The sequence below is a fragment of the Burkholderia sp. Z1 genome, from assembly GCF_014893795.1.
GTDB classification, from domain to species: Bacteria; Pseudomonadota; Gammaproteobacteria; order Burkholderiales; family Burkholderiaceae; genus Burkholderia; species Burkholderia theae.
This window is the reverse complement of record NZ_JACFYL010000001.1, coordinates 1670027-1688497: the sequence shown is the minus strand read 5'-3', so window position 1 is coordinate 1688497 and position 18471 is coordinate 1670027. Positions and strand designations below refer to the sequence as shown.

Genomic DNA, 18471 nt, shown 5'->3' with positions numbered 1-18471 from the left:
AGCCGCGCTGCCAGGGCGGTTACTTGAACGAGCGCAGGTCTTCCTGCAGACGCTCAACGAAGGCATCGACCGGCATCACGCCAAGATCGACGCCGCCACGGGCACGCACGGCTACCGTTTGCGCATCACGCTCCTTATCACCCACGACGAGGAGATAAGGCACCTTTTCCAGCGTGTGCTCGCGTATTTTATAGCTAATCTTCTCGTTGCGCAAATCGGCCGTCACTCTAACCCCTTGTTTTTGCAACGTTTGGGCCAGAGACTGCGCATATTCGACCTGATTTTCGGCGATATTGAGCACAACAGCCTGAATCGGCGCGAGCCAGACCGGCATCGCACCAGCGTGGTGCTCGATCAGAATGCCGAGGAATCGCTCCATCGAACCGACGATCGCACGGTGCAGCATCACGGGCCGACGACGGCTGTTGTCTTCCGCGACGTACTCGGCACCGAGACGCTCCGGCAGCATCATGTCGAGCTGCAGCGTGCCACACTGCCACGAACGGCCGAGCGCGTCCTTGATGTGATACTCGATCTTCGGACCGTAGAACGCACCCTCGCCCGGCAGCTCTTCCCACTTGAGGCCGCACGCCGTCAGCGCTTCACGCAGACCCTGCTCGGCACGGTCCCACGTTTCGTCGGAACCCATGCGCTGCTCCGGACGCAGCGACAGCTTGATGTCGATGTGGTCGAAGCCGAAATCACCGTACACGCTCATCGCGAGCTTGTTGAACGCGATCGACTCGGCAATGATCTGGTCTTCCGTACAGAAGATGTGCGCATCGTCCTGCACGAAGCCGCGCACGCGCATCAGGCCGTGCAGCGCGCCCGACGCCTCGTTGCGGTGGCACGAACCGAATTCCGCGTAACGCAACGGCAGGTCGCGGTACGAGCGCAGGCCGTGCTTGAACACCTGGACGTGCCCCGGACAGTTCATCGGCTTGATCGCGTAGTCGCGCTTCTCCGACTCCGTCGTGAACATGTTCTCGCGGTAGTTCTGCCAGTGACCCGACGCTTCCCACAGCGAGCGGTCCATGATCATCGGCGTCTTGATCTCGAGGTAACCGGCTTCGTTCACGCGGCGGCGCATGTACTGCTCGACCTGCTGCCACAGCGCCCAGCCCTTCGGATGCCAGAACACCATGCCCGGCGACTCTTCCTGCATGTGGAACAGGTCGAGCTGCTTGCCGAGCTTGCGGTGGTCGCGCTTTTCCGCTTCCTCGAGCATGTGCAGGTATTGATCCTGGTCTTCCTTCTTCGTCCAGGCCGTACCGTAGATGCGCTGCAGCTGTTCGTTCTTCGAATCGCCGCGCCAGTAGGCGCCCGCGACCTTCATCAGCTTGAAGACCTTCAGCTTGCCGGTCGACGGCACGTGCGGGCCACGGCACAGGTCGGTGAAGCCGCCGTGCGAATACAGCTTGATGTCGTCGCTCTGCGGAATCGACTCGATGATCTCGGCCTTGTACTTCTCGCCGATGCTGCGGAAGTACCCCGCCGCCTCGTCGCGCGACACGACTCGGCGCGTCACGGGCTCGTCCTTCTTGGCGAGCTCCAGCATACGCTTTTCGATCTTCTCGAGATCTTCCGGCGTAAACGGACGCTGATACGCGAAGTCGTAATAGAAGCCGTTGTCGATCACCGGACCGATCGTCACTTGCGCTTCCGGATACAGTTCCTTCACTGCGTACGCGAGCAAGTGCGCGGCCGAGTGACGGATGATGTCGAGGCCGTCGGCGTCCTTGTCCGTGACGATAGCGAGCGACGCGTCGCGGTCGATCACCGCGGACGTATCGACGAGCTCGCCATCGAGCTTGCCACCAAGCGCAGCCTTCGCAAGGCCGGGACCGATCGAGGCTGCAACCTCGGCAACTGTCACCGGATGCTCGTATTGTCGAACTGAGCCGTCAGGCAAGCGTATCGAAACCATAGCAATCTCCGTGATGCCGACAGTGGGCGGCAGACCAAACACGCGATATAAAAGTCACGCGCGAAAATTTCGCGACAAAAAAAATGCGGCCCCGCTTTCGAGGGGCCGCATTCGATACTTCACTCAAACTGAAAGGGCGAAAACGTTCCTCGACTAGCGTCGGTCCGAAAAGGTTTCGGTCAACGTTCGCGGTGTCATAACCGTATTCGCCTTGTTTGCGTTGAGTTATTTACTGCATCGAATACCCGGAAACCGGGCATTCTCAATTCGTTGGTAGGCTCGATTGGACTCGAACCAACGACCCCCACCATGTCAAGGTGGTGCTCTAACCAGCTGAGCTACGAGCCTAGAGAAGCTGAAATTATATGGAGCTACCGTCCGCTTGGCAAGCCTTTTTATGCGGTCGCAGCAAAATAACCGTGTTCCAACCCCATCATGCCTTCCGCCCCGCCCGCACGACGCCCTGCACCTCGCCGAGCAGCGTGCAGGCGCGCTGCACCTGCGCCGAATTCGACACCTCGACCGTGAACTGCATGAATGCCGCATTGCGGCGGCTTTGGGTCTTCACGCCGACCACGTTCATCTTTTCGCGCGCGAACACTTCGGAGATGTCGCGCAGCAACCCCTGCCGGTCGCTCGCCTCGATCATCAGGTCGACCGGATAGACGGACGCGCCGCGCCCGCCCAGCACGTCGGCCGACCAGGTCGTCTGCAGCACGCGTTCCGGCGCGCGCTCGACCATCCGGCGAAACGTCGGGCAGTCGGTGCGGTGGATCGACATCCCCTTGCCGCGCGTGACGAAACCGCTGATCGGATCGGGCGGCGCCGGACGGCAGCAGCGCGCGAGCTGAGTCAGCAGCGCGTCGACGCCCACGACCAGCACGCCGGTCGACGCGCCGTGCGCCACGCTCGCGCCGCTGCTGCGTTTCTCGAAATCGGCAGGCGCCTCGGGCGCCGGTTCAGGCGGCGGCGCATCGGACAGCGCGTGCTCGACGTGGCGCAGACTGAACTCTTCCTTGCCGACGACCGAGAACAACTCCTCGGGCGACTTGAAGCCGAGCTTCGCGGCGAGGTTGTCCAGACTGACCGACGTCTTGCCCTCGCGCTGCAGCGTCTTTTCGACGAGCGCCCGGCCATGCGCGACGTTTTCTTCCTGCTCGATCGAGTTGAACCACGCACGCACCTTCTGCCGCGCGCGCGGGCTCTTCAGGTAACCGAGCTGCAGGTTGAGCCAGTCGCGCGACGGCCCGCCCTCCTTCACCGCGACGATCTCGACCGTTTGGCCGTTCGCGAGCGACGTGTTCAGCGGCACCATCACGCCGTCGACACGCGCGCCGCGGCAGCGATGGCCGAGTTCGCTGTGCAGGTGGTACGCGAAATCGACCGGCGTCGCGCCCTGCGGCAACGCGATCACGCGCGCCTGCGGCGTGAGCACGTAGATGTGGTCGTCGTCGAGCGACGTCTCGCGCAATTGCGCCCACGCCTGGTCGCCCGACACCTCGGTGCCGTCCTCGACGTCATCCTTCCACGCGAGCAACTGGCGCAGCCACGCGATCTTCTCGTCGTATTTGTCGCTCGCCGAGAACTGGCCGCCGTAGCCGCGCGTGCCGGCCTCCTTGTAGCGCCAGTGCGCGGCAACGCCGTACTCGGCGAAGCGGTGCATCTCCTGCGTGCGGATCTGCACTTCGAACGCGCGGCCGTCGTCGCCGATCACGACCGTATGCAGCGACTTGTAGCCGTTCGGCTTCGGCCGCGAGATGTAGTCGTCGAACTCTTTCGGCACCGGCTGCCACAGGTGATGCACGATACCGAGCACCGTGTAGCAATCCTTGATGTCGGGCACGATCACGCGGAACGCGCGCACGTCGTACAGCTCGGCGAAATCGAGCTCCTTGCCGCGCATCTTGCGCCAGATGCTGTAGATATGCTTCGGCCGGCCGCTCACGTCGGCCTGGATGTGCGCATCCGCCAGCTCGTGCTGCAGCCGCTCGATCGCTTGCCTGACGTACGCCTCGCGTTCGATGCGCTTTTCGTCGAGCAGTTTCGCGATTCGCTTGTAGGTGACGGGATCCTCGAAGCGGAACGCGAGATCCTCGAGCTCCCACTTCAGTTGCCAGATACCAAGACGGTTCGCGAGCGGCGCATAGATCTCGAGCGTCTCGCGCGCGACGTCGGGCGGCGGATCGATCTTCGCGGCCGCGTAGTAACGCAGCGACTGCAACCGCGACGCGAGCCGGATCAGCACCACGCGGATATCCTGCGCGAACGCGAGCAGCATCTTGCGCAACGCCTCGATCTGCGTGCGCCGCTCTTCCGCCGCGTCGCGCCCCGCGTCGGCCACCGCATTCTGCGCGGCACGCAGGCTGACGGTGCCGAGCCGCAACAGCTTGCGCACGTCGGACACGAGGCGCGCCACTTCGTCGCCGAAACGCTCGGTCAGCTCGCGCTCGGGGTCGCTCAGGTGCGGTGTCAGCACGAACAGCGCGGCGGCCTGCATCGCGGACGGATCGACGTTCAGCGTGCGCATGATCGACGCCGTGCCTGCCGAGTGGTCGGCGAGCAGTTCGCCCGACGACAGGCGTGCATCGCCGGCCCGCTCGCGCACGAATGCGAGCACGTCGTCGAACGACGGTGCCGAAACGGAGGAAGCGGAAACGGACTCGGTCATTGCACGGCCTGGCGTAATACGGTCATCGTCGAACGACGCTCAGCTCCGCTGGGCGGCGACGACCACGATCTCGACGAGCAGCGCCGGATCCGCGAGCTTCGCCTCGACGGTGGCGCGCGGCGGCGTGTTGCCCTGCGCGACCCACGCGTCCCACTCCGCATTCATGCCTTCGAAGTTCGCCAGATCCGAGATGTAGATCTGCACCGACAGCAGATGCGCCTTGTCGCTGTTCGCTTCGGCGAGCAGGCGATCGATGTGGCCGAGCACTTCGCGCGTCTGGCCCTTGATGTCCTGCGTGGTGTCTTCGGCGATCTGGCCGGCCAGATACACGGTACCGTTGTGGATCGCGGTTTCGGAGAGACGGGCCCCGACGTGGTGACGAATGACTGCCATGGAATGTTCCGGTCGTGAGTGGATGATGAATCGGACGGCGACACGGCCCGCGTGCCGCCGAACCGCATATTATGACGCGTTTATGCGACGCCTTCGACGAAAAACCGCCGCGCGAGCGTTATCTGGTCGGCGCTGATGAATGCCGGCGCGTGACCCGCACCCGGAATCTCGACCTGCGTCACATGCCGGCCGCGACGCATCATTTCGGCCACCGTGTCGCGCGACAGCAGGTCGGATGTTTCGCCGCGCACGACGAGCAGCGACGCGTCCGTCGTCTCGATGGCGCGCCACAGCGCCGCCTCGCCGAGTGCGGCCAGTTCGGGCGTCGTCGCCTTGAACGGTTCGGCGATGCGCGGATCGTAGCGCATCGTCCAGCCGCCTTCGGGCAGCTCGCGCAGCAGCGGTCCGTTGATCTCGCGCCACTCGTCGCCGGTCAGCGCGCCGAACGGCAACGACAGCGACGTCAGGTAATCGATGCCCTCCTGCTCGGTCGCAAAGCGCGGCTGCACGCCGAGATATTCGCCGATGCGCGTCAGCGAATCAGGCTCGATGCGCGGGCCGACATCGTTGACGATCATCCGGCGCAGCGGCGAACCGGGCAGCCCCGCGAGCGCCAGGCCGATCAGGCCGCCCATCGACGTGCCGAACCAGTCGACCGATTCGACGTCGAGCCGCGCGATCAGCGTCACCATGTCGGCCACGTATTGCGGAATCGCATAGAGCCGCGGATCAGCCAGCCGGTCGGACTGGCCGCGTCCGACGACATCGGGGCACACGACGCGATACGTATCGGACAGCGCGGCGGCGAGCCGGTCGAAATCACGCCCGGAACGGGTCAGGCCATGCACGCAGACCAGCACACGCGGGTTGGCGGGATCGCCCCACTCGGTATAGGCGACGTGGTGCAGGCCGGCAACGCTCGCACACTGCACGCGCCGCTGGCGAGGAACCGGGGGATTCGCTGGAATTGTTGGCATCGTTGGCATCCTGTCGAACGGGGGCGACGCGCGGGGCAACGCTTGCGACGCCCGATGCAAACGATTGTAAACCGCTTCCGCCGCACGGGTCCGCCCACCGGGTACCGGGCAGGCGGCGCGGCCGCGCGTCATGACAAACGCCCCGCATGCCGTCGTCCGGCATGCGGGGCGTCGAAACCGCGCCTGCGCGCGGAAAACTCAGGCGACCGCGCTGACGTCGAGCGGCGCGCCCGTCTTCGCCTGGATCTCGTCGACGCTCACGCCGTCGGCGAGCTCGAGGACCTTCAGGCCGGCCGGCGTCACTTCGATCACGCCGAGATCGGTGATGATCAGGTCGACCACACCGACACCGGTCAACGGCAGGTTGCACTCTTCGAGGATCTTGTGCTGGTCGCCCTTTGCGACATGCTCCATCAGCACGACGACGCGCTTCACGCCGGCGACGAGGTCCATCGCACCGCCCATCCCCTTGATCATCTTGCCGGGGATCATCCAGTTCGCGAGGTCGCCCTGCTTGCTGACCTGCATCGCACCGAGGATCGCGAGGTTGATGTGGCCGCCGCGGATCATCGCGAACGAGTCGGCCGACGAGAAGATCGACGAACCCGGCAGCGTCGTGACGGTCTGCTTGCCGGCGTTGATGAGATCGGCGTCGACTTCGTCTTCGGTCGGCGACGGGCCGATGCCGAGCAGGCCGTTCTCCGACTGCAGCCACACCTCGACGCCTTCCGGCACGTGGTTCGCGACGAGCGTCGGCAGGCCGATGCCGAGGTTCACGTAGAAGCCGTCCTGCAGTTCCTTCGCCGCGCGCGCGGCCATCTGGTCTCGATTCCAGGCCATGTCAGTCTCCTTTCGCGCGTACGACGCGTTGTTCGATGCGTTTTTCGGGCGTCGCGTTCAGCACGATGCGCTGCACGAAAATCCCCGGCGTATGGACCTGGTCCGGATCGAGTGTGCCGTTCTCGACGATCTCCTCGACCTCGACCACGGTGATCTTGCCGGCCATCGCGCACATCGGGTTGAAGTTGCGCGCGGTGCGGCGATAGATCAGGTTGCCGGACTTGTCGGCCTTCCAGGCCTTCACGAGCGCGACGTCGGCCGTCAGCGACGGCTCGAGCACGTAGTGGCGATCGCCGAACTGGCGCGTTTCCTTGCCTTCCGCGATCACGGTGCCGTAGCCGGTATTCGTGAAGAACGCGGGGATGCCCGCGCCGCCCGCGCGCAGCTTTTCGGCGAGCGTGCCTTGCGGCGTGAATTCGAGCTCGAGTTCGCCCGCCAGGTACTGGCGCTCGAACTCCTTGTTCTCGCCGACGTACGACGAGATCATCTTCTTGATCTGGCGCGTTTCCAGCAGCAGGCCGAGGCCGAAACCGTCGACGCCCGCGTTGTTGCTGATGCAGGTGATGCCCTTGACGGCCGAATCGCGCAACGCCGCGATCAGCGCCTCCGGAATCCCGCACAGGCCGAAGCCGCCCACCGCGAAGGTCTGTCCGTCGCGGACGATCCCTTCCAGCGCGGCAGCCGCGCTTGGATAGACTTTGTTCATCTGTTGTCCCTTCCTTTATGGAAACCAGCAAAACCGGTTCACGCGCCCACGTGGCCCGCAAGCCCGCCGCATCATTCTATGCATGCACGGCGATGCCTGCGTCGAGGCGCGCTTTTTTATGTCGCGGCAAACCGCCGCGAGATGCCTGAAAGGGTACGATGCGGCGCGGATGCGGCACAATACGCAAAAATACATAAGCGTTTGCCTCCGCTTGCCTGCGCCATGCCCGCTCTCGATTACCAGACTGCCTTCCACCTCGCGCCGCTCGGCCTCGTCCTGTCGCGCGATCGCGTGATCGAGGACTGCAACGACGCGCTCGCGTCGATCTTCCGCTGCGCGCGGGCCGACCTGATCGGGAAATCGTACGAGGTGCTCTACCCGTCGACGGACGAATTCCAGCGAATCGGCGAGCGTATCGCGCGCGTGATGGCCGCGAACGGCATCTACTCGGATGACAGAATCATGAAGCGGGCAGACGGCGAGCTGTTCTGGTGCCACGTGACGGGCCGCGCGCTCGACCGCACCGCGCCGCTCGCGGCCGGCGTCTGGACCTTCGAGGATTTGAGCGCGACGCGCCGGGTCGCCGTCGAGCTGACCCCGCGCGAACGCGAGATCGCCGCGCAGCTCGCGACCGGCAAGACCAGCAAGCAGATCGGGCGCGTGCTCGACATCAGCTCGCGCACAGTCGACATCTACCGCGCACGCCTGATGCGCAAATACGGGACGAACAATACGCCGGAGTTGCTGCAGCGCCTGCTCGGGCACTGAATGGCGGCTCCCGGATGACAATCGGCCGCATCAAGCGGCCGATTCGGGAAACCATGGTGATGGGGCGTGACCGGCGCCGGCCCCACCCTGTCGACGCTCAGCCGATCTTCGTCGCGAGCGCGCGCTCGATCGTGTCGCGCAGCAGTTGCGGCAGCGGCACCGACTTGCCGAGCGCGTAGTCGACCCATACACAACGCGCCTTGCCGCGCGCATAGACGTGCTGCGGATCGTCCGCGCGCGTGAGCTCGAAACCGGTGTCGAAGCTGCTTCGGCCCGGTTTCGCGGCCGACATCTTCGCGATCACGTCGCCCGGATAGTGCAGTTGCTTGAGAAACTCCATCGACGCCGTAACGATCACGGGCCCCTGCCCCTCGCCGTTGCCGCCAGCAATGCCGAGCTCCTCGAACCACGAGATCCGCGCCTGCTCCATATAGCGGAAATAGACCGTGTTGTTCACGTGGCCGAACGCGTCCATGTCGCCCCAGCGGATCGGCATCGACATCTCAAATACGGGTGAATAATCGCTTGTTGCACTCATTGCAGTCTTCTTTATTGCTGAATGTCATCCGCTCAGGCGAGGCCGAAGCCGTCGTCGGCGGAGATAATCGAGCCATTGATGAACTGCGACTCGTCGGCCGCGAGCAGCAACAACAGCCCGTCGAGATCCTGCGGCTTGCCGACGCGCCGGCGCGGCAGCATCGACTGCAGCTTCTGGCCCTGCTCGGTTTCCCACAGGTAATGATTGATTTCGGTATCGATATAGCCCGGACAGATCGCGTTGACGTTGATCCCGTGGCGCCCCCATTCGAGCGCCATCGCGCGCGTCATCTGCACGACCGCGGACTTGCTCATCGCATACAGCCCGATCTGCGGGAACGCGCGCAGCCCGGCCACCGACGCGATGTTGATGATCCGGTACGGCGGCTTGCCGTTGCCGTTCGCGCGCATCATCATCCGCTTCGCGACTTCCTGCGCGACGAAAAATGCACCGCGCGTGTTGGTATCGAACACGAACTCGAAATCGGCCGGCGTCACGTCGACGAGCTTCTGCATCGTCGAGACGCCCGAATTGTTCACGAGGATGTCGATCGTGCCGGCTTCCGTCTCCGCGTGCGCGACCGCCGCCTTGATGCTCTGGACGTCGGTGACGTCAAGCGACACGACGTGCGCGGCGCCGCCCGCCGCCTCGATTTCCGCACGCAGCTCCTTCAGGCGTTCGACGCGGCGGCTTGCGAGCACGACCTTCGCACCGGCCTGCGACAGTACCTGCGCAAAGCGCTGCCCAAGGCCGCTCGACGCGCCCGTGACCAGCGCAACCTTGCCTTCCAGATTGATCGATCGACCCATTTGCACATCCCCTTTCGATGTCATTTCGCCGCCACGAGCAGCACGGCCCGAGCGGCATTACCGTAGCACAAAAATAGAACGATCGTGCTAATCTAGCCGCATGCTGTTGCGGCAAGCGTTTCGTTTCGCAGACAATACGCTCCCGAATAAAAGCATTCTAACGGTTAGAGGAACGCCAATGACCCCCGCAAGCCTCATCGAGCAATACGGCCCGCGCGAATCGATGGAATACGACGTCGTGATCGTCGGCGGCGGCCCCGCCGGGCTGTCGGCGGCGATCCGGCTCAAGCAGCTGGCCGCCGAGAAAGGCACCGAGATCGGCGTGTGCGTGCTCGAGAAGGGTTCCGAGATCGGCGCGCACATCCTGTCGGGCGCGGTGATGGACCCGCGCGCGATCACCGAGCTGTTCCCCGACTGGAAGGAACAGGGTGCGCCGCTGAACGTCGAGGTGACGGAAGACCGCTTCCTGTTCCTGTCCGAGAAGAGCGCGGTCACGACGCCGAACTGGGCGCTGCCCGAGAACTTCAAGAACCACGGCAACTACGTCATTTCGCTGGGCAACGTCACGCGCTGGCTCGGCCAGCAGGCCGAAGCGCTGGGCGTCGAGATCTTCCCGGGCTTCCCGGCCGCCGAGATCCTCTATAACGACGAGGGCTCCGTGAAGGGTGTCGCGACCGGCAACATGGGCGTGGGCAAGGACGGCGAGCCGACCGAGAACTTCCAGCTCGGCATGGAGCTGCACGCGAAGTACACGCTGTTCGCCGAAGGCTGCCGCGGCCACCTCGGCCGCCAGCTGATCTCGAAGTTCAAGCTCGACGCGAACGCCGAGCCGCAGGCGTACGGGATCGGCATCAAGGAGCTGTGGGAAATCGACCCGGCCAAGCACAAGCCCGGCCTCGTGATCCACACGGCCGGCTGGCCGCTGAAGTCCGATACCTACGGCGGCTCGTTCCTGTATCACATGGACAACAACCAGGTCGTGGTCGGCTTCGTGGTGGGCCTCGGCTACACGAACCCGTACCTGTCGCCGTTCGAGGAATTCCAGCGCTACAAGACGCACCCGTCGATCCGCGCGTTCCTGGAAGGTGGCAAGCGCGTATCGTACGGCGCACGTGCGATCACGGCGGGCGGGCTGCTGTCGCTGCCGAAGACGGTGTTCCCGGGCGGCGCGCTGATCGGCGACGACGCGGGTTTCCTGAACGCATCGCGGATCAAGGGTAGCCACGCGGCGATCAAGACCGGCATGCTGGCCGCCGACGCCGCGTTCGACGCGCTGCAGGCCGGCCGTCAGAGCGACGAACTCAACGCGTACCCGGACGCCTTCAAGCAGTCGTGGCTGTACACGGAGCTGTACCGCGCGCGCAACTTCAAGCAGTGGATGGCCAAGGGCCTGTACCTGGGCACGCTGATGGTGGGGATCGAGCAGAAGGTGATGGGCGGCAACGTGCCGTGGACGCTGCATCACCAGCATGCGGACCACGAGATGCTGAAGCCGGCGTCGCAGTGCGAGCCGATCGAGTATCCGAAGCCGGACGGCAAGCTGACGTTCGACCGGCTGTCGTCGGTGTTCATCTCGAACACGAACCACGAGGAGAACCAGCCGGCGCACCTGACGCTGAAGGATGCGAGCGTGCCGGTGAACGTGAACCTGCGCACGTACGCGGGGCCGGAGGCGCGGTTCTGCCCGGCGGCGGTGTACGAATTTATGAAGAACGACGACGGCAGCGATCGGCTGGTGATCAACGCGCAGAACTGCGTGCACTGCAAGACCTGCGACATCAAGGACCCGACGCAGAACATCGTGTGGGTCACGCCGGAAGGCGGCGGCGGGCCGAATTACCCGAATATGTAAGCTGCCGGAACGCGCCGCCGCGAGCGGCGCGTTTTTTTGCCACTGCAAACGAAACGGGGCGCTGCATCAAGCAGCGCCCCGTTTGCATTCGTCGCACGACGGTCTTAGACGGGGCAGCCGCGCCCCGCCCGCTTGCGTCAGGTCGCGCTGCCCGAAATCTTCGGCGTCGGCGTCTCGACGTCGCCGCACTGCGCGCGATGGCGCAGCGCATGGTCGATCAGCACCAGCGCGAGCATCGACTCGGCGATCGGCGTCGCACGAATGCCGACGCACGGATCGTGGCGGCCGAACGTCTCCACCGTCGCCTGTTCGCCGGCCTTCGTGATCGAACGGCGCGGCGTGCGGATGCTCGACGTCGGTTTGATCGCGATCGACACGGTGATGTCCTGCCCCGTCGAGATCCCGCCCAGCACGCCGCCCGAATGGTTGCCGACGAAGCCGCTCGGCGTCAGTTCGTCGCCGTGCACCGAGCCGCGCTGCGCGACGCTGCCGAAACCCGCACCGATCTCGACGCCCTTCACCGCGTTGATGCTCATCATCGCCTTCGCGATGTCCGCGTCGAGTCGATCGAACACGGGCTCGCCCCAGCCGACCGGCACACCCGACGCGACGACATCGATACGCGCACCGATCGAATCGCCGTCCTTGCGCAGCGCATCCATGTAGGCCTCGAGCTCCGGCACGACCGCCGCGTTCGGCGAGAAGAACGGATTCTCACGCACGTGTGACCAGTCGACGAACGGCACGTCGATCTCGCCGAGGCCGCTCATGTAACCGCGCACCTCGACGCCGAAGCGCTCGCGCAGCCACTTCTTCGCGACCGCGCCCGCGCCGACGATCGGTGCGGTCAGGCGCGCGGACGAACGGCCGCCGCCGCGATAATCGCGGATGCCGTATTTCTGCCAGTAGGTGTAATCGGCGTGGCCGGGGCGGAACGTCTCGACGATGTTGCCGTAGTCCTTGCTGCGCTGGTCGGTGTTGCGGATCAGCAGCGCGATCGGCGTGCCGGTCGTCAAGCCTTCGAACACGCCCGACAGGATCTCGACCTCGTCGGCCTCCTGCCGTTGCGTCACGTGCCGCGACGTGCCGGGCTTGCGGCGATCCAGCTCGCCCTGGATGTCGGCTTCGGTCAGCCCCATCCCCGGCGGGCAGCCGTCGATCACGCAGCCGATCGCGGGACCGTGCGATTCGCCGAAGGTCGTGACAGTGAAAAGCGTGCCGAGGGTATTGCCGGACATGATGGAACCGCCCAAATAGAAATGGGCAAACCGATGCGCTGCCCGGGCCGCAGGCAGGTCGATCGTTTGCCGGTCGAGAAAAAAAGGTAAGACGCTATTATGCCAGCCGTCCCGGGCGCGCGGGCCGCATGACACACAGGCCGGGCGCACGGGACGTGCACGCACGGCCGGACGGTACGGCCGGAAGCCCGTTCCGGCCCGGTTGCGGCCGAAGCCTGCCCGGCGCGCCGCCGGCGGGCGCCCGCCTACTTCCGCGCGCCGCGCAGCTCGGTGACCGCGGCCTGCAGCGCCTCGGGCGTCGCGACCGATGCCGGGACCGGTTCGCCGACCGCCAGCGTCAGGCGGCTCATCACGCCGCGCTTGATGGGCCGCGGCATCCGCGCATCGGAATGCCGTGAAAAATAGCTGCCCCACAGCCCGCGCAGCGCCATCGGAATCACCGGTGCCGGCGTGCGGGTCAGGATCTCGGTGATGCCGTGGTGGAACGTGTTGATGTCGCCCGTCTTCGTCAGCTTGCCCTCGGGGAAGATGCACACGAGTTCGCCATCCTTCAGCGCGGCCTCGCACGCGTCGTACGCGCGCGCGAGCATCGCGGGATCCTCGTGGCGCGGCGCGATCGGGATCGCCTTCGCATGCCGGAACACCCAGCTCGCGAAGCGCGTCTTGAAGATCCGGTGATCCATCACGAAACGGATCGGGCGCGGGCTCGCGGCGGCCAGCACAAGCGCATCGACGTAGCTGACGTGGTTGCACACGAGCACCGCGCCGCCCTCTTCCGGAATCCGCTCCGCGTGCACGAGGCGAATCCGGTAGAAGGTGTGCACGAGCACCCACGCGACGAAGCGCAGCAGGAATTCGGGCACGAGCAGGTAGATATACGCCGCGACGATGACGTTCAGCAACGCGGTGACGAGGAACAGGCCCGGAATGCCGACGCCGGCCTTCGTCAGCCCCATCGCCATCAACGCCGACAGGATCATGAACAGCGCGTTCAGGATGTTGTTCGCGGCGATGATCCGCGCGCGGTGCGTCGGCGCGCTGCGGCTCTGGATCAGCGCGTACAGCGGCACGCTGTAGAAGCCGCCGAACATCGCCAGCAGGAACAGGTCCGCAAGGATGCGCCAGTGGCGCGCGCCGGCCAGGAATTCGCCGACCGACAGCAGATGGCCGGGCGCCGGCAGCGCGTGGCTCGCGAAATACAGCTCGATCGCGAACACGCTGATGCCGATCGAGCCGAGCGGCACCAGGCCGATCTCGACGCGCCGCTGCGACAGCCGCTCGCACAGCAGCGAGCCGAGGCCGATGCCGACCGAGAATGTCGCGAGCAGGATCGTGACGACGTCGGGGCTCGCGGACAGCACGTCCTTCGCGAAATTGAAGAACGACGTGAGGAACGTCGCGCCGACGAACCACAGCCACGAGATGCCGAGCAGGCTCAGGAACACCGTGCGGTTCTGGCGCGCGAGCCCGAGGTTGCGCCAGGTCTCGCTGACCGGATTCCAGTTGATCACGAGATCGGGCTGCGGCGCCGGCGTGGACGGCACGCGCTGCGCGACGAGCCGCCCCGCGAGCGCGATGACGACGACGCTCACCGCGAGCACGCGCTCGCCGCTGCCTTCGATGCCGGCGGCCGCGCCGCCGATGAGCGTGCCGATCAGGATCGCGATGAACGTGCCCATCTCGACGAGACCGTTGCCGCCGACCAGCTCATGCTCGGCGAGATGCTGCGGCAGGTACGAATACTTGACGGGCCCGAACAGCGTCGAGTGCATCCCCATCATGAACGTGCACAGATACAGCAGGGTCGCGCTGTGCGTGACGAAACCGGCCGCGCCGACCAGCATCAGCGCGATCTCGAAGGTCTTCACGAAGCGCGTGAGGGTCGCCTTGTCGTATTTGTCGGCGATCTGGCCGGACGTCGCCGAGAACAGCACGAACGGCAAAATGAAAATGGCGGAAATCAGGAATGCGGCGGTCTTCGCATCGACGCCGGAGAACCGTGCGGTGTGATACGTGACGAGCGACGTGAAGCCGATCTTGAAGACGTTGTCGTTCAGCGCGCCGAGGAACTGGGTCGTGAAGAACGGCGCGAAACGGCGCTCGCGCAGCAGGTCGAACTGTGACGCGTGGGCGCGCCGTTCTGCACGCTCCCCCGAAGTGGCTTGCGTTTGATCGCTCATGCGGAATACGCGTGCATCGTCTCGGCGAAGCTGCGCGGGCCTTGTGTTGTCGTTGAAAAAACGGCGGCGCAGGACAAACCTGCGCCGCCGCGGGCCGGATGGCGGCGCCCACGCATCACGGCGACGGGCGCGGCATGGTTCACGGCTTGTGCGCTTCGGCTTCCGATTCCGGCCAGTCGCGGATGTATGCCTTCAGCATCCGGTTCTCGAAGCTCTGCGCCTCGACGACCGTCTTCGCGACGTCGTAGAACGAGATGACGCCCATCAGCACCTTCTTGTCGAGCACGGGCATGTAGCGCGCGTGGCGCTCGAGCATCATCCGGCGCACTTCGTTGACGTCGGTTTCCGGCGTGCACGTGAGCGGCTCGTCCATCACCTTGCGCACCTGCACATCGCCGATCGCGCCGCCGTTGGTGTGCAGGCGCAGGATGATCTCGCGGAACGTCAGCATCCCGACGAGATCGCCGTACTCCATCACGACGAGCGAACCGATGTCGTGCTCGGCCATCGTATCGACCGCTTCGCGCAGCGGCATATCGGGCGTCACCGTAAACAGCGTGTTGCCCTTCACTTTCAGAATATCGCTGACGCGCATCTTAGTCCCCTCATGCTTGAATGCGAATGCAAAACCTCTTTCGATCCTATCGGAAAGCCTGTCAAAAGGAAAGCTCAGGCCGGTGCGGTCAGCCGCGCCCCGCTTGCGGATGCCGGCCGCCCGCCGCACAATGACCCCATCGACAGCCGCCCGAGGAGACGGCCATGGCGCATACCCATTCGGAGCAATTCGCGAGCTTCGCCGATTTCTACCCGTATTACCTGAACGAACACCAGAACCTGACGTCGCGGCGGCTGCACTTCATCGGCTCGCTCGGCGTGATCGGCTGCGTCGCGATGGCGATCGCGACGGGCCACTGGCTGTGGCTGCCGGCGGCGGTGGTCTGCGGCTACGGGTTCGCGTGGGTCGGGCACTTCTTCTTCGAGAAGAACCGCCCGGCCACATTCCGGCACCCGATCTACAGCCTGATGGGCGACTGGGTGATGTTCAAGGACATCTGCACCGGCAAGATTCCGCTGTAACTGCCGGGCACCGCGTTCACGCGGGCCGCGGCGGCCGCGCGTGCGGATCGGGCACGCCGTCCGGCGCCTGCCCGGGAATCCCCGCCGGCTGCGCGCCCGCGAGCCGGTGCGCGGCGATCAGCGACGCGAGCGACACGTCGAAGCGGTCGCTCGCCAGCACCGCGAGCAGCGCCGCACCGTCGACATGGCTGCGGCGCCGCTGCAGCTGGTAGGTCAGCTCCGTGCGGTCGATCACCAGCACGTCGAACAGTTGCGCGAGCGTCAGCTCTTCCGGGTTCGCGAGCAGGATGAAGCGCGGCGTGGCATCGCCGCCGCCGTCGAGACGCGCAATCCATTCCCGCTCTTCCATCGTCGTCAGCAACCGCTGCGCGGTTTCCATGTCGCACCGCAACATGGTCGCGAGCCGCATCGCCGTGTAACCGCGCTTGCCGGCCGCGCGCGCCTCGGCCAGCCGGGCGAGCAGCTCGAGCGCGTCGAGCAGGTCGCTGCCCGGATAGTGGATGCGGTGGAACTGGCCGACGCGGATCGCCGGCAGCGCGGAGGCCACCATCGCGCCGAGCAGCGCGATGAACCAGCTCAGGTACACCCACAGCAGGAACACGGGCAGCGCCGCGAACGCACCGTAGACGGCCGTATAGGTCGGAATGCGCCGCACGTAGTAGCCGAAGCCGCGCTTCGCGAACTCGAACGCGATGGCCGCGAACAGCCCGCCGATCACCGCGTCGCGCCATGCGACCGTGCAGTTCGGCAGGTACACGTACAGCAGCGTGAACGCAAGCACCGTCAGCGGCAGCGACGCGAGCGCGAGCAGCCACTCGACGATCGACGTGGACGGCCCCGCGCCGGTGAACGCGAGCGACTGCGTGAACAGGTACGACGAGATCGACAGGCTCACGCCGAACAGCAAGGGCCCAAGCGTGATCAGCGCCCAGTACGCGAGCACGCGCTGCGCGAACGGCCGTGGCTTGCGCACCCGCCAGATCAGGTTGAACGCCGATTCGATCGTCATCATCGTCATCACCGACGTGACGACGAGCACGATCAGGCCGGCCGTCGTCAGCCCCTTGGCCTTCGACGCGAACTGGTTCAGGTACTTGAAGATCTGGACGTTGAACTGCGCGGGCATCAGGTGATCCGCGAGGAACCCCTGCAGCGAGATCTGGAACGACGCGAACATCGGGAACGCGGTGAACAGCGCGAACGCGACCGTCACGAGCGGCACGAGCGCCAGCATCGTCGTGAACGTCAGGCTGCCCGCCACTTGCGGGATGCGATCCTCGGCGCTGCGCCGGGCCGCGAACTGCGCGAGGCGCTTGAAGGTGTCGAGATCGACGCTCAACTTCGGCAAACGGCTTCTCCTTCCTGATACCGCGCGCCTGATGGCGCGCCGCCGCCGCGCTGCGCGACGGCTTCAGCCCCTATAATAGCCGCTCGATCCAGCAGGGGCCGACTGCACCGGGCACGCGCGCGGCCGCACGCGGCTCCGTAGCCCATGAAAGACATCCTCGTCCTCTATTACAGCCGTCACGGCGCCACGCGCGACCTCGCGCTCGCGATCGCGAACGGCATCGACAGCGTGCCGGGCATGCAGGCGCGCATCCGCACCGTGCCGCCCGTATCGACCGTCTGCGAAAGCACCGCCCCCGACATCCCCGCCGACGGCCCGCCGTACGCGGAATTGCGCGACCTCGAGGAATGCGCGGGCCTCGCGCTCGGCTCGCCGACCCGCTTCGGCAACATGGCCGCCTCGCTCAAGTATTTCCTCGACGGCACGACGCCGCAATGGCTGTCGGGCGCACTGACCGGCAAGCCGGCGAGCGTGTTCACGTCGACGGGCAGCCTGCACGGCGGCCAGGAATCGACGCTGCTGTCGATGATGCTGCCGCTGCTGCATCACGGGATGATGATCGTCGGGATCCCGTACACCGAATCCGCACTCAGCACGACGCGCACCGGCGGCACGCCGTACGGCGCATCGCATGTGTCGCAGCACGATCGCGACGCGCCCGGCGGGCTGTCAGCGGACGAAAAGGCGCTCGCGGCCGCGCTCGGCGTGCGGCTCGCGCGCGCGGCAGCCGCCCTCGCCGCCGCCGAGGCCGCATGAACGCCCCCGCCCGCCCCGCCGTCGCGGCCCGGCCGCGTTATGCGCTGGCCGCCGCCGCGTGCCTCGTCGCGCTGATCGCGCTGTCGCTCGCGTGGGAGCTGTGGCTCGCGCCGCTGCGCCCGGGCGGCTCCGCGCTGATGCTCAAGGCCGTGCCGCTCGCGCTCGCGCTGCCCGGCGTCTGGCGGCGTAACATCTATACGATGCAGTGGGCGAGCATGCTGATTCTCGTTTATTTCGCCGAAGGCATCGTGCGCGGCATGTCCGATCGCGGGCCGTCCGCCACGCTCGGCTGGTGCGAGACCGCGCTCGCCGTCGGCTTCTTCGTGGCGGCGCTGGCGTACGTCGCGCCGTTCAAGCGCGCGACGAAAAAAGCGCGCGCCGCGTCCTGACCCTT

The 18471-nt window shown here is 65.8% G+C and carries 17 protein-coding genes and 1 tRNA gene; 5 read left to right on the top strand and 13 right to left on the bottom strand.

Features of this window, described 5'->3' with window-relative positions:
* Positions 1–19: 19 nt before the first annotated feature.
* The 7 genes from thrS to H3H55_RS07760 form a co-directional block, all read right to left on the bottom strand.
* Positions 20–1927: a threonine--tRNA ligase gene (gene thrS / locus H3H55_RS07790; protein WP_193098216.1), complete on the bottom strand. Its 1908-nt coding sequence runs from the start codon at positions 1925–1927 to the stop codon at positions 20–22.
* Positions 1928–2198: 271 nt separating this feature from the next.
* Positions 2199–2275, bottom strand: a tRNA-Val gene (locus H3H55_RS07785).
* Positions 2276–2360: 85 nt separating this feature from the next.
* A complete protein-coding gene (locus H3H55_RS07780; protein ID WP_193098215.1) occupies positions 2361–4595 on the bottom strand; it encodes a RelA/SpoT family protein in 2235 nt (744 codons plus the stop codon).
* A gap of 39 nt (positions 4596–4634) precedes the next feature.
* Complete coding sequence (locus tag H3H55_RS07775; RefSeq protein ID WP_014897238.1) at positions 4635–4988, bottom strand: RidA family protein; 354 nt, start codon at positions 4986–4988, stop codon at positions 4635–4637.
* A gap of 80 nt (positions 4989–5068) precedes the next feature.
* Entirely contained in the window at positions 5069–5965 is an 897-nt protein-coding gene (locus H3H55_RS07770) for an alpha/beta fold hydrolase (protein WP_193098214.1), read from the bottom strand.
* 198 nt (positions 5966–6163) lie between these two features.
* Positions 6164–6805, bottom strand: a complete 642-nt coding sequence (locus H3H55_RS07765; RefSeq protein ID WP_193098213.1) for a CoA transferase subunit B — start codon at positions 6803–6805, stop codon at positions 6164–6166.
* A 1-nt stretch (position 6806) separates the two neighbouring features.
* Complete coding sequence (locus tag H3H55_RS07760) at positions 6807–7511, bottom strand: CoA transferase subunit A (RefSeq protein ID WP_011545238.1); 705 nt, start codon at positions 7509–7511, stop codon at positions 6807–6809.
* Between the two features lie 222 nt (positions 7512–7733).
* Here H3H55_RS07760 and H3H55_RS07755 point away from each other — a divergent pair, with 222 nt between their 5' ends.
* Positions 7734–8279, top strand: a complete 546-nt coding sequence (locus H3H55_RS07755) for a LuxR C-terminal-related transcriptional regulator (protein WP_048244073.1) — start codon at positions 7734–7736, stop codon at positions 8277–8279.
* A gap of 97 nt (positions 8280–8376) precedes the next feature.
* On the opposite strand, the gene H3H55_RS07750 is transcribed toward H3H55_RS07755, so the two are convergent.
* Positions 8377–8817, bottom strand: a complete 441-nt coding sequence (locus tag H3H55_RS07750) for an acyl-CoA thioesterase (protein ID WP_048244075.1) — start codon at positions 8815–8817, stop codon at positions 8377–8379.
* A 32-nt stretch (positions 8818–8849) separates the two neighbouring features.
* On the bottom strand, positions 8850–9626 hold the full coding sequence (locus H3H55_RS07745) for an SDR family oxidoreductase (protein WP_048244077.1): 777 nt from the start codon (positions 9624–9626) through the stop codon (positions 8850–8852).
* 178 nt (positions 9627–9804) lie between these two features.
* On the opposite strand from H3H55_RS07745, the gene H3H55_RS07740 reads away from it, so the two are divergent.
* The gene (locus H3H55_RS07740) at positions 9805–11478 is read left to right on the top strand and encodes an electron transfer flavoprotein-ubiquinone oxidoreductase (RefSeq protein ID WP_193098212.1); all 1674 of its coding nucleotides are present in this window, start codon (positions 9805–9807) and stop codon (positions 11476–11478) included.
* A 137-nt stretch (positions 11479–11615) separates the two neighbouring features.
* Here H3H55_RS07740 and aroC read toward each other — a convergent pair whose 3' ends face one another.
* The 3 genes from aroC to H3H55_RS07725 form a co-directional block, all read right to left on the bottom strand.
* Positions 11616–12716, bottom strand: a complete 1101-nt coding sequence (gene aroC / locus H3H55_RS07735; RefSeq protein ID WP_193098211.1) for a chorismate synthase — start codon at positions 12714–12716, stop codon at positions 11616–11618.
* Between the two features lie 245 nt (positions 12717–12961).
* On the bottom strand, positions 12962–14896 hold the full coding sequence (locus H3H55_RS07730; protein WP_193098210.1) for an MFS transporter: 1935 nt from the start codon (positions 14894–14896) through the stop codon (positions 12962–12964).
* 139 nt (positions 14897–15035) lie between these two features.
* Positions 15036–15491 carry a CBS domain-containing protein gene (locus H3H55_RS07725; protein ID WP_048244084.1) on the bottom strand — a complete coding sequence of 152 codons (456 nt, stop codon included), beginning with the start codon at positions 15489–15491 and terminating at the stop codon, positions 15036–15038.
* A gap of 164 nt (positions 15492–15655) precedes the next feature.
* Between H3H55_RS07725 and H3H55_RS07720 the strand changes: the two genes are divergently transcribed.
* Positions 15656–15973, top strand: coding sequence for an Mpo1-like protein (locus H3H55_RS07720; protein ID WP_047900495.1), 318 nt, complete (start codon positions 15656–15658; stop codon positions 15971–15973).
* Between the two features lie 16 nt (positions 15974–15989).
* Here the strand turns inward: H3H55_RS07720 and H3H55_RS07715 are convergent, their stop codons facing one another.
* On the bottom strand, positions 15990–17321 hold the full coding sequence (locus H3H55_RS07715) for a YihY family inner membrane protein (protein ID WP_193098209.1): 1332 nt from the start codon (positions 17319–17321) through the stop codon (positions 15990–15992).
* 144 nt (positions 17322–17465) lie between these two features.
* Between H3H55_RS07715 and wrbA the strand changes: the two genes are divergently transcribed.
* The gene (wrbA, locus tag H3H55_RS07710) at positions 17466–18077 is read left to right on the top strand and encodes an NAD(P)H:quinone oxidoreductase (RefSeq protein ID WP_129514376.1); all 612 of its coding nucleotides are present in this window, start codon (positions 17466–17468) and stop codon (positions 18075–18077) included.
* Entirely contained in the window at positions 18074–18466 is a 393-nt protein-coding gene (locus H3H55_RS07705; protein ID WP_193098208.1) for a DUF2069 domain-containing protein, read from the top strand. The genes wrbA and H3H55_RS07705 overlap by 4 nt, the downstream gene beginning before the upstream one ends.
* The last annotated feature ends 5 nt before the right edge of the window (positions 18467–18471 follow it).